This window comes from Streptomyces sp. ME02-8801-2C (assembly GCF_033793965.1).
GTDB lineage: Bacteria > Actinomycetota > Actinomycetes > Streptomycetales > Streptomycetaceae > Streptomyces.
Genome location: NZ_JARAXP010000002.1, coordinates 215562 through 227532 on the forward strand (window position 1 = coordinate 215562; position 11971 = coordinate 227532).

General features: G+C 70.2%; 9 protein-coding genes. 7 read left to right on the forward strand and 2 right to left on the reverse strand.

Annotated elements, in window-relative coordinates; all coding sequences use genetic code 11:
• Positions 1-85: 85 nt before the first annotated feature.
• The gene (locus PV396_RS05635) at positions 86-856 is read left to right on the forward strand and encodes an acyl-CoA dehydrogenase family protein (RefSeq protein ID WP_319201019.1); all 771 of its coding nucleotides are present in this window, start codon (positions 86-88) and stop codon (positions 854-856) included.
• A 220-nt stretch (positions 857-1076) separates the two neighbouring features.
• Here the strand turns inward: PV396_RS05635 and PV396_RS05640 are convergent, their stop codons facing one another.
• On the reverse strand, positions 1077-1766 hold the full coding sequence (locus PV396_RS05640; protein WP_319201021.1) for a GntR family transcriptional regulator: 690 nt from the start codon (positions 1764-1766) through the stop codon (positions 1077-1079).
• Between the two features lie 230 nt (positions 1767-1996).
• Here PV396_RS05640 and PV396_RS05645 point away from each other — a divergent pair, with 230 nt between their 5' ends.
• From PV396_RS05645 to PV396_RS05665, 5 genes are all read left to right on the forward strand, one after another.
• Complete coding sequence (locus PV396_RS05645) at positions 1997-2512, forward strand: formate dehydrogenase subunit gamma (protein ID WP_319201023.1); 516 nt, start codon at positions 1997-1999, stop codon at positions 2510-2512.
• Positions 2509-4122, forward strand: a complete 1614-nt coding sequence (locus tag PV396_RS05650; RefSeq protein WP_319201025.1) for an NADH-quinone oxidoreductase subunit NuoF — start codon at positions 2509-2511, stop codon at positions 4120-4122. Before PV396_RS05645 ends, PV396_RS05650 begins: the two co-directional genes overlap by 4 nt.
• Positions 4119-6935, forward strand: a complete 2817-nt coding sequence (gene fdhF / locus PV396_RS05655; RefSeq protein ID WP_319201027.1) for a formate dehydrogenase subunit alpha — start codon at positions 4119-4121, stop codon at positions 6933-6935. Before PV396_RS05650 ends, fdhF begins: the two co-directional genes overlap by 4 nt.
• 34 nt (positions 6936-6969) lie before the next feature.
• Positions 6970-7152 (forward strand): formate dehydrogenase subunit delta, encoded by a 183-nt coding sequence (locus tag PV396_RS05660; RefSeq protein ID WP_319202253.1) that lies wholly within the window; start codon positions 6970-6972, stop codon positions 7150-7152.
• 133 nt (positions 7153-7285) lie between these two features.
• Positions 7286-8266, forward strand: coding sequence for a LysR family transcriptional regulator (locus PV396_RS05665; RefSeq protein ID WP_319201029.1), 981 nt, complete (start codon positions 7286-7288; stop codon positions 8264-8266).
• 23 nt (positions 8267-8289) lie between these two features.
• On the opposite strand, the gene PV396_RS05670 is transcribed toward PV396_RS05665, so the two are convergent.
• Positions 8290-9906 (reverse strand): FadD7 family fatty acid--CoA ligase, encoded by a 1617-nt coding sequence (locus PV396_RS05670; protein WP_319201031.1) that lies wholly within the window; start codon positions 9904-9906, stop codon positions 8290-8292.
• Positions 9907-10162: 256 nt separating this feature from the next.
• Here PV396_RS05670 and oxc point away from each other — a divergent pair, with 256 nt between their 5' ends.
• Positions 10163-11911 (forward strand): oxalyl-CoA decarboxylase, encoded by a 1749-nt coding sequence (gene oxc, locus PV396_RS05675; RefSeq protein ID WP_319201034.1) that lies wholly within the window; start codon positions 10163-10165, stop codon positions 11909-11911.
• The last annotated feature ends 60 nt before the right edge of the window (positions 11912-11971 follow it).

Below are 11971 nucleotides of genomic sequence, written 5' to 3' on the forward strand. Positions count from 1 at the left end.
CCTGACGACTCTTTGCCGCAGGGGCCCTGGCGCCTGCTGGATATATACAGAATACTGTATGCAATCGCTCTCAGGGGGTCACTCCATGTCGTCGTACCGCACCGCTCTCGCAGAGGTCCTGGCCCGTGCCGTCGCGCCATGCGCCGAAGTCACCGGCACGGAGGGCAGGTTCCCCCGAGGAGCCGTGACGGCCCTCGGGGCCACCGGGCTGTTGGGGCTCACCGTCTCCACCGAGTTCGGCGGCGCCGGACTGGGGCTGCCGGAAGCCGCCGAGGTGGTCGCCCGGACAGCGCGGGTCTGCCCGGCGACGGCAGCCGTGCTCCGGTCGCACTACGCGGCGGTCACCGTCATCGACTCGCACGGCAGCCCCTGGGTGCGCGGCGAGATCGCCGCCGGACGTCACCTCGCCGGCCTCGCCCTGGCCGAGGACGACACCGGCGAGCAGGGGGCGGAGGCCCAACTGCTCATGCCGCGCTGCACCGCCGTGCGCTCCGGAGGGGTGGTCGCCCTGCGCGCCCGCAAGCGCGGGGTGGTCGCGGCGGGGGAGGCCGACAGCTACGTCTGGTCCTCCCGGCCGCTCGGCGTACCCGACGGCCTCACTCTCTGGGGAGTCCCGGCGCACGCCCCGGACCTGTTCGTACCCGCCCGGCCCGACGCCGCCGGACCGCCGGGCAGCGCCACGTCCACGGTGCTCGCCGACCCGGTACTGATACCGGCCGACGCCCGACTCGGCTCGGACGGCGGCGGGGACGACATCGTGCTGCGCACGGTCCTGCCGTGGCTGCGCGAACTGGGCGCCGCAGCCGATGCGGGGACCCACCGGTTGGCCGCCGCCGACTCTCTCGCACGGTCCTGAAGTTCCGGTCTGCGGCGGCTGGGAAACCCCGCCTGCCGCGACTCCGGCCTCCGCGGACGCGGCAGGCGAAAACCGCTCTGCGGCGACGTCGCCCGGCGGGGACTAGGGCGGGCGAAACCCGCCCCGGGGTGAACCCGCCTCGCGAGAGCCCACCCCGCCGAGGCTTCACCCTGCCGAGAACTCCCGTTCCCGGCAGGTCGGTTCGGCCGCCTCGCGGCTGTCAGGGCTGGCCCGCCCCGTTGGCGAGCTGCCTGCGGTAGAAGTCCGTTGTGCGTTCCGTGTGTTTGCGCATGACCTCGCCCGCGCGGTCCGCGTCGCCCTTGGAGATGGCCTTGATGAGCTGGATGTGCTCGTTCCACGCCTCCTTGCCCCGGGGCTTGGCGATCGGCGTGTAGTACCAGCGCACCTTCTGGCCCACCTGCGAGAGCATCTCGGCCAGTACGTCGTTGGCGGCCAGGGTGGTGACGAAGGTGTGCAGGGCGGTGTTGGCCGCGACCAGGCGTTCGACATCGCCGGCGGCGAGCGCGTCGAGGCCCTCGGACTGGAGCTCGCAGAGGCGCTCGACGTCCTCGGACGTCGCGTTGCGGGCGGCGAGCTGGGCCGAATAGGTCTCCAGCACCGAGCGGACGCCCAGGAGTTGGGCGGCCTCTTCCTCGGTGGGGGAGTGGACGAAAGCGCCCTGAGCGGGCCGCAGATCGACCCAACCGGCGGTCTGGAGGCGCTGAAGGGCCTCACGGACCGGTTGCCGGCTGACTCCGAGATGCTCGGCGAGTTCGGCCTCGACCAGGTGCTGACCGGGCTTGAGCGAGCCGCTGACGATCAGTTCGGTCAGGGCGTCGTACACGGCCTGGCGCAGGGGCGCCGGGCGGGTGACGCGCCGGGACGCCGCGGCCGTGAGTGCCTCGCGCATGGTTGTCCTGTTCTGCTCTGCCGCCGGGTTGACGGCTTTGCCAAGAGGTGGTCGCCAAGAGGGTTGCCGACGACGTTTTCAGCATACAGGTTTTGGTATGCAACATGGCGTGGCCGCCGTTGAGTCGAAGCCTCTTCCAACTGTCGTCTGTATACAGAAGCCTGTATGGGGTATTGTCGAAATCTCCTGCAACCCTCGCCGGGGACCGCGTTTCGGAAGGCGGAGCGATCATGACGACCAGCGGGAGCGATATGAGGGTCGAGAGCGTGGTCCGGAGGGCGGTGGCCGATCACCGGGGTTGGCGAGGCGCGCTGCTGCCCGTACTGCACGCGATCCAGGCCGAGTTGGGCCATGTGCCGCAGGAGGCGGTTCCGGTGCTGGCCGACGAGCTCAACCTCTCCCGGGCGGACGTCCACGGAGTGGTGACCTTCTACCACGACTTCCGCCGCGAGCCCGCAGGCCGCACCACGGTGCGCATCTGCCGCGCCGAGGCCTGCCAGGCCCTGGGAGCCGACCGTCTCGTGAACCACGTACGGGAGAGCGGACTGACCCTGGGGGAGACGGCGGCGGACGGTTCGGTGACCGTCGAGCAGGTCTTCTGCCTGGGCAACTGCGCACTGGGGCCGTCGGTCGAGGCGGACGGACGGCTGTACGGACGGGTGAGCCCGGCCCGACTGGGCTCCCTCCTCAACCGCACGCGCGACGCGGCGCTCAACGGGCCGCGGAACGGGACGGTCTCCTCATGAGCAACTCTTCACTTAGCGCGGCCACGGTCTACGTCCCCCGTGACTCGGCAGCCAGGTCCGTAGGCGCCGACGAGGTCGCGGGCGCCCTGCAACGGGCCGCCACCCGCGGCGACTTCGCCATCGACGTCGTACGCAACGGATCGCGCGGCATGCTCTGGCTGGAGCCGATGATCGAGGTCGTGACCCCGCGGGGCCGCGTCGGCTACGGCCCGGTGGCCGCCGAGGACGTGGACGCGCTCCTGGCCGCCGGCCTGCTGGACGGGGCGGAGCATCCGCTGCGCCTCGGCCTGGTCGACGAACTGCCCTGGCTGGCCCGCCAGACTCGCGTCACCTTCGCCAGAGTCGGGCTGACCGACCCCCTGTCGACGCGGGACTACGTCGAGCACGGCGGCCTGGCCGGACTGCGGGCCGCCCTGGACATGGCGCCCGCCGACGTGGTCGCCGAGGTCACCGCATCCGGACTGCGAGGTCGTGGTGGCGCCGGCTTCCCGGCCGGTATCAAGTGGAAGACCGTCCTGGGCTGCCCCGACGAGCTGAAGTTCGTCTGCTGCAACGCCGACGAGGGCGACAGCGGCACCTTCGCCGACCGTATGGTCATGGAGGGCGACCCGTTCCTCCTCATCGAGGGCATGACCATCGCCGCGCACGCGGTCGGCGCGAGCGAGGGCTATCTCTACATCCGCTCCGAATACCCGGACGCGATCGCCACGATGCGCGAGGCCATCGAGATCGCCCGCGAGCACGGCTGGCTCGGCAAGAACATCCTCGGCTCCGCCCTCGACTTCGACCTGCACGTCCGTGTCGGCGCGGGCGCGTACATCTGCGGCGAGGAGACCTCCATGCTGGAGAGCCTCGAGGGCAAGCGGGGCACCGTGCGCGCGAAACCGCCGATACCGGCGATCGAGGGCCTGTTCGGCAAGCCGACCGTCGTGAACAACGTCCTCACCCTGACCACCGTCCCGGTCGTCCTCGCGAACGGCGCGAAGGCCTACCAGGACCTCGGCGTCGGCCGCTCACGCGGCACCCAGGTCTTCCAGCTCGGCGGCAACATCGCGCGCGGCGGAATCGTCGAGACGGCCTTCGGCATCACCCTGCGCGAGCTGATCGAGGACTTCGGCGGCGGCACCCGTAGCGGACGCCCGCTGCGCACGGCGCAGGTGGGTGGCCCGCTCGGCGCGTATCTGCCGACGTCGATGTTCGACCTGCCGATGGACTACGAGGCGTTCGCCGAGGCCGGCGCGATGCTCGGGCACGGCGGGGTCGTCGTCTTTGACGACAGCGTGGACATGGCGGCGCAGGCCCGCTTCGCGATGGAGTTCTGCGCCGAGGAGTCCTGCGGCAAGTGCACCCCGTGCAGGGTCGGTTCGGTGCGTGGCGTCGAGGTGATCGACAAGATCGTGGCCGGTACGCACCGCGACGAGAACCTCGCTCTGCTGGAAGACCTCTGCGACCTGATGACCGACGGCTCGCTGTGCGCGATGGGCGGACTGACCCCGATGCCCGTGCGCAGCGCCCTCACCCACTTCCCCGACGACTTCCTCGGCGGCCGTCAACTCCTGAGCATCCATCCCGTACAGGTGACCCGCCCGAAGACGGAGGGAACGGCATGACACTCCTCAAGGAACCCGACTTCGGAACCCCGGAACGGCCCGGCCCGGCAACGGTGTCGGTGGAGGTGGACGGACTTCCGGTGACCGTCCCCGAGGGCACCTCGGTGCTGCGCGCGGCGGCACAAGCGGGCGTCGACATACCCAAGTTGTGCGCCACCGACAGCCTGGAGGCGTTCGGCTCCTGCCGGTTGTGCGTGGTCGAGATCGACGGCCGGCGCGGCACCCCGGCCTCCTGCACGACACCGTGCGCCGACGGTATGAAGGTGAGCACGCAGACACCGAAGGTGGAGAAACTCCGCCAGGGCGTCATGGAGCTCTACATCTCCGACCACCCCCTCGACTGCCTCACCTGCCCGGCCAACGGAGACTGCGAACTCCAGGACATGGCAGGCGTGGTGGGGCTCAGGCAGGTCCGGTACGGCTACGAGGGCGCCAACCATCTCGACGCCGAGAAGGACACCTCCAACCCCTACTTCGACTTCGATCCGTCCAAGTGCATCGCCTGCTCCCGCTGCGTACGGGCCTGCGGCGAGGTCCAGGGCACCTTCGCGCTGACCATCGAGGGGCGCGGCTTCGACTCCAAGGTGTCGGCGGGCGCCGGCGAGGCCTTCATGGACTCCGAGTGCGTCTCCTGCGGGGCCTGCGTCCAGGCCTGCCCGACCTCGACACTCCAGGAACGCTCGGTCGTCGAACTCGGCATGCCCACCAGGTCGGTTGTGACGACCTGCGCCTACTGCGGAGTCGGCTGCTCCTTCAAGGCCGAGCTGCGCGGCGACGAACTGGTGCGCATGGTGCCGTACAAGGACGGCGGGGCGAACGAGGGCCACTCCTGCGTCAAGGGCCGCTTCGCCTTCGGGTACGCCACCCACCCCGACCGTCAACTCAAGCCCATGGTGCGGGAGAAGACCACCGATCCCTGGCGTGAGGTCGAGTGGGACGAGGCGATCGGCACGGTCGCCCGCCGCATGCGCGAACTCCAGGACCGGTACGGAACGAGTGCGGTCGGCGCCATCACCTCCTCGCGCTGCACCAACGAAGAGGTATACGTCGTACAGAAGATGGTGCGTGCGGCCTTCGGCAACAACAACGTCGACACCTGCGCGCGTGTCTGCCACTCCCCGACGGGATACGGACTCAAGCAGACCTTCGGCGAGTCGGCGGGCACCCAGGACTTCCGGTCCGTGGCCGAGGCCGACGTCATCATGGTGATCGGCGCCAACCCCACTGACGGGCACCCGGTGTTCGCCTCCAGGATGAAGCGCCGGCTGCGCGAGGGCGCCAAGCTCATCGTGGTCGACCCGCGCCGCATCGACCTCGTACGCTCGCCGCACATCGAGGCCGAGCACCATCTCCAGCTCAGGCCGAGCACGAACGTGGCTGTCGTGAACGCGATGGCCCATGTGGTGGTCACCGAGGGCCTGTTCGACCGGGACTTCGTGGACGCGCGGTGCGAGGACTTCGACCAGTGGGCGGATTTCGTGGCCCGCCCCGAGAACAGCCCGGAGGCGGTCGAGCCGATCACCGGCGTACCGGCCACCGAACTCCGGTCCGCCGCAAGGCTGTACGCGACCGCCCCCAACGGAGCCATCTACTACGGTCTCGGTGTCACCGAGCACAGCCAGGGCTCGACCATGGTCATGGGAATGGCCAACCTCGCGATGGCGTGCGGCAACATCGGCCGGGACGGCGTCGGCGTGAACCCGCTGCGCGGTCAGAACAACGTGCAGGGCTCCTGCGACATGGGCTCCTTCCCGCACGAACTCCCCGGCTACCGGCATGTCTCCGACGACGCCGTGCGTAGCGTCTTCGAGAACCTCTGGGGCGGAACTCTCCTCGCCGAGCCGGGACTTCGTATCCCGAACATGTTCGACGCGGCGATCGACGGCACCTTCCGCGGACTGTTCGTCCACGGCGAGGACATCGCCCAGTCGGACCCGAACCTCAAGCACGTCAGCGCCGCGCTCGAGGCCATGGAACTGGTCGTCGTACAGGACCTGTTCCTCAACGAGACGGCCAAGTTCGCGCATGTCTTCCTGCCCGGGGCCTCGTTCTTGGAGAAGGACGGCACGTTCACCAACGCCGAGCGCCGGATCAACCGGGTGCGCGCGGTGATGAAGCCGAAGACGGGCAAGCACGAGTGGCAGATCGTCAGCGAGATCGCCACCGCCATGGGCTATCCGATGTCGTACGACCATCCGAGCCGCATCATGGACGAGATCGCGTCCGTCACCCCGACGTTCACCGGTGTCTCCTTCGAGCTGCTGGACAAGCTCGGCAGCATCCAGTGGCCGTGCAACGAGGAGGCGCCGGAGGGGACGCCCATCATGCACGTGGACGAATTCGTGCGCGGCAAGGGCCGGTTCGTGGTCACCTCGTACGTCCCGACGAACGAGCGCAGCACCCGGCGCTTCCCCCTGGTGCTGACCACGGGACGCATCCTCAGCCAGTACAACGTCGGCGCGCAGACCCGCCGCACCGGCAACGTCGCCTGGCACCCCGAGGACATCCTCGAACTACACCCGCACGACGCCGAGGACCGCGGCATCAAGAGCGGTGACATGGTCACCCTGGCGAGTCGCGTCGGGCAGACGACGCTGCGCGCGGAGATCTCCGACCGGATGCCGACCGGCGTCGTCTACACCACCTTCCACCACCCCGTGACCGGCGCCAACGTGGTGACCACGGAGAACTCCGACTGGGCGACCAACTGCCCGGAGTACAAGGTCACCGCCGTACAGGTCGGCCTCGCCCGCCCGACGCGGGCGGCGGCTGCCGAACCGGCGGCGGACGACCTGGTCATGGTGGTGGACTGAGATGGCCGCAGCCGCCGTACCCCCGGAGCGCCGGATGGCCAACGACATCGCGGCCAACCACGGCCATCTGCCGGACGACGTCGCCGCCGAGGCGATCGCCGGGCACGTGGGCAGGTTCTGGGACCCGCGGATGCGTACCCGGTTGTACGAGTTCGTCGATGCCGGGGCGGACGGTCTCGACCCCCTGGTGGTGGCCGCCGTGAAGCTCCTGCGCTGACCGGTACAGGGGGCGGTGACACGATCGCTGCTCCCTGTACCTTCTCGCCCCCTGTACATCACCCCGTGCTGCATACAGTATGGAGAAGGGTGGAGGCGGTGTGGGGACGGCCCCCGACAGAGAGGAGTCGTTCATGCTGTTCCGGCAGCTGGAGTACTTCGTGGCGGTGGCGAGAGAACGGCACTTCGCCCGGGCGGCGGAGTCCTGCTACGTCTCCCAGCCGGCGCTCTCGGCGGCGATCGCCAAGCTGGAACGGGAGTTGAACGTCACACTGATCAACCGCGGTCACAACTACCAGGGCCTCACCCCGGAAGGGGAGCGCCTCGTCGTCTGGGCCAAACGCATCCTCGCCGAACAGGACGCGTTCAAGGCGGAGGTGGCCGCCGTACAGTCCGGTATCACCGGGACACTCCGCCTGGGCACGGACCCCACGGCGTCCACGACCCTCGCGCTGCCCGTGGCGGCCTTCTGCGCCGCGCATCCGCTGGCCAAGGTGCAGGTCAGGTCCCGGCTGTCGACGAAGGAACTCCACCGCCAACTGCGCGACTACGAACTGGACGTGGCGATAGCCCACTTCGACCCGGGCGACCAGGAGGGCCTCCAGGTCGTCCCCCTCTACCAGGAGCGTTACATGCTGCTGGTCTCGGACGACCAACCCGCCGCCCAGGCGGCCACCGTGACCTGGGCGGACGCCGCCCAACTGCCGCTCGCGCTGCTGACACCCGACATGCGTATCCGCCAGGTCGTCGACACCGTGTTCGCGCAGAAGGGGTTCGTGGTGACCCCGCAGGTCGAGACGGACTCCATCGCCTCCCTCTACGCCCATGTGGGCGGCGGCGGTTGGGCGAGCATCGTGCCGCACACCTGGCTGCGCGCGATGCCCGTCGTCGGCCGGACGAGAGCGCTGCCCCTGGTCGACCCGGAGGCCGGCGCGCAGGTCTCGGTGGCGATCCACGCGGCCACGCCCGGCTCGGTCGCCGCACGGGCGTTCGTCAACGCCGCGACAGGCCTGTCCCTGGACGACTTCTTCGCCCGCCCGATGCCACTTCCGCTTCCCCTACCGACGCCACATCCGCTCCCGGCGTCGACGGCGACCGAGCACAGCGTGCGCTGACCCGTCGGCACTGAGCCCGCCCCTCAGGGCGCGTACCGGGCCTGCACGGCCTTCCGGTCCAGGCCTCCTTTCGCCGTGTGCGGGAGGGCGGTGACCAGCTCGATCCTGTCCGGCACCTCGAACGCGGCCAGCCGGTCCCGGCAGTAGCGCAGGATCTCCGCGGCCCCCACGCTCTCACCCGCGCGCACCACCACGGCGGCGCCGACCCTCCCCCACCCTTCGGGCGGGGGGACCCCCATCTCGCTTCGCTCGCCGTACACCGCGTCGGGTACGGCGAACACGGCCGCCTCGGCGACCCCCGGGCAACCGGCGAGGATGTCCTCGACATGCTCGGGCGAGATCTTCTCCCCGCCCCGGTTGATGAGGTTCTTGATCCGCCCGGTCAGCGACAGATAGCCGTCCGCGTCCAGCGCGCCCAGATCACCGGTGCGCAGCCACCCGTCGACAAAGGTGTACGCCGTCCCGTCCCGGTCACCGAGATAGCCGCGGGCGACCGTGGGACCGTGCACCCACACCTCTCCCTCGACGCCCACCGGACACGCCCGCCCCCTCCGGTCGACGACCCGCACCTCGACCCCGGTCGGCCGCCCGACCGACCCCTGCTTCAGCGCACCCCGCTCGGGCAGCGGCTCGCTGGCCGCCTGGTGCGAGGACTCGGTCATCCCGTACGCGGACAGCAGCGGCGCGCCGAACGTACGCTCCAACGCGCGCTGCGTGGCCGTGTTGAGGGGAGCGCTGCAACTCCGTACGAACTTCAGGGGCGGCGCCTTCGGCCCCGGGTACTCCCGTTCCGAGCGGTCGAGGAGGATCTCGTGGATCGCCGGCACCGCGGTGAACCAGGTGGCGGTCACGGCCCGCATGTCGTCCCAGAACGTGCCCGCCGAGAACCGTCCCCGCTCGGGCAGCAGTACGCACCCTCCGCTGGCCAGGGAGGCCAGCAGCGCAGCGAACAGCCCGTGCCCGTGGAAGAACGGCATCACCGCGACCGTCGCATCCCCCGGACCCAACTCGTAGGTGGCACACACTCCTTGCACGGAAGCGGCCACGTTGGCGTGGGTCAGCGGGACCATCTTCGCCCGGTCGGTGGTCCCGGCCGTGAACAGAACGAGGGCGTCCCGGTCCGACAACTCGCCCGCAGCGCCAGCCACTTCGGGCACGTCCCCGGTGTCGAGTGCGACCGCCGCCGAACCCGCCCGGGACACGTCCACCCGCAACGGCCACACCGGCACCGGCAGCACGGCGACATCGGACACCGTCGGTCCGACGAGCACCGCCCGAGCCCCCAACACCCGCAGTCGGGTTGCGAGTTGGGACGCGGGAAGCGCCGGATCCAGCGGCGCGACCACCAGTCCCGCCCGCGCCGCCCCTAGCAACGCCACCACGAATTCAGCGGTGTTGGCGCAGATCAGTCCGACCGCGTCACCCCGCCGCAGACCCGTGCGGCCGAGACGGTCCGCCACGTCGTCGGCCAGTGCGGCGAGGCCCCGGTAGGAAAGCGGCACCCGCTCACCGGCGACCACCAGAGCCCGGGCGTACGGGCGTTCCCGCACCTGCCGGTCGAGGAGATCCACGAGGCCGGTGACCGCCGGAGGCCGGTACCGGTTCACGTCGCGCACGGACGCCGCGGCCGGAACCGCCATGTCCCCACCCCCTCGCGCCAGATCTGATGAAGCAGTCCTCTGCGAGCCTGCGGCGACCTGCGGCCGGCGTCCAATACGCACTGGCGAACGGCCGATAGCAGCCGTCTATCAAGGGAGTTGGTGAGCCCTCGACCAGCGGTCGATAGAAGCTGTTTATCGGCTGGTCGCCGATGGGTCTTGGACGCGGGCGAGCGCGCTGCGGATGGTGAATGAAGTAGCCGCTCCGGCAGGACCTGCCCAAGGAGGACCTCGGACCATGACCGCCCCCTCGCCCCTGGAGACCGCGGCAGCAGCCGACGTTCCGACCGAACTCACCGACGGGTACCACCTGGTCGTCGACGCGCTGAAGATGAACGACGTCGACACCATCTACGGAGTGGTCGGCATCCCGATCACCGACCTGGCCCGCCTTGCCCAGGCGCAGGGCATCCGCTACATAGGCTTCCGGCACGAGAGCAACGCCGGACACGCGGCGGCCGCGGCCGGCTACCTCAACAAGAAGCCCGGCGTGGCCCTGACCGTGTCGGCCCCCGGCTTCCTCAACGGCCTGGTCGCGCTGGCCAACGCGACGACCAACTGCTTCCCGATGGTCCAGATCTCCGGCTCCAGCGAGCGCCACCTCGTCGACCTCAAGCAGGGCGACTACGAGGAGATGGACCAACTCGCCGCCGCGCAGCCCTTCGTCAAGGCCGCCTACCGGGTCAGCCGCGTCGAGGACATCGGCCGGGGCATCGCCCGCGCACTGCGCACCGCGATCTCCGGACGCCCCGGCGGCGTCTACCTCGACATCCCCGCCGCCGTGCTCGGCGCCATCATGCCGGCCGAGGAGGGCGCGAAGACCCTGAGCCGCCTCGTCGACCCCGCGCCGCGCCAACTGCCCGCGCGGGAGGCGGTGGACCGGGCGATCGAGCTGTTGGCGGGCGCCGAGCGGCCGTTGGTGGTGCTGGGCAAGGGCGCCGCGTACGCGCAGGCCGACGACCGGGTCCGCGAGTTCATCGAGTCCACGGGCATCCCGTACGTACCGATGTCGATGGCCAAGGGCCTGCTGCCCGACGACCACCCGCAGTCGGCGGCCACCGCGCGCTCCCTCGCGCTGAAGAAGGCCGACGTCGTGATGCTGATCGGCGCCCGCCTCAACTGGCTGCTGGGCCACGGCCAGGCGGGCTGGAACCCCGAGGCCGAGTTCGTGCAGATCGACATCGACCCCAAGGAGATCGACAGCAACCAGCCCATCGCCGCCCCGCTCGTCGGTGACATCGAGTCGGTGCTCGAGGTACTAGCCGAGCGGACCAAGCCCGGTCAGATCTCGGCCCCTTCGGCCTGGCGCGAGGAGCTCGGGGCCCGCTCGGCACAGAACGTGGCCAAGATGGCGAAGCGCCTGGAGGCCGACCCGCACCCCATGCAGTTCATGGGCGCCCTGAAGGCCGTACGCGATGTCGTGCGCGCACGCCCGGAGACGTACATCGTCAACGAGGGCGCCAACGCCCTGGACATCGCGCGCAACGTCATCGACATGCACGTACCGCGCCACCGCCTCGACAGCGGGACCTGGGGCGTCATGGGCATCGGTATGGGATATGCCATCGCCGCCGCCGTCGAGAGCGGCGCGCCGGTCGTGGCCGTCGAGGGCGACAGCGCCTTCGGGTTCAGTGGGATCGAGATCGAGACGATCTGCCGCTACAACCTGCCCGTCGTAACCGTGATCATGAACAACGGCGGGGTCTACCGGGGCGACGACACCAACCCCTACGACGACGCCCCCTCGCCGACGACCCTCATGGGCGCGGCTCGACACGACCTCATGATCGAGGCGTTCGGCGGCAAGGGCTACCGCGCCACCACCCCCGCCGAGGTCACCGCCGCCCTCACCGAGGCCCTGGCCTCCGGCGGACCGGCCCTCATCGACTGCGTGATCGACCCCTCGGCCGGCACAGAGAGCGGCCACATCTCGCACCTCAACCCCAAGGGCATCACCGTCGGCAACATCACCGCCGCGAAGAAGTGACCCCGGCCCGCCCGTACTTCGTTCTCGCGCACCTCGAACTCCCGCTCCGTAAGCGTTCGT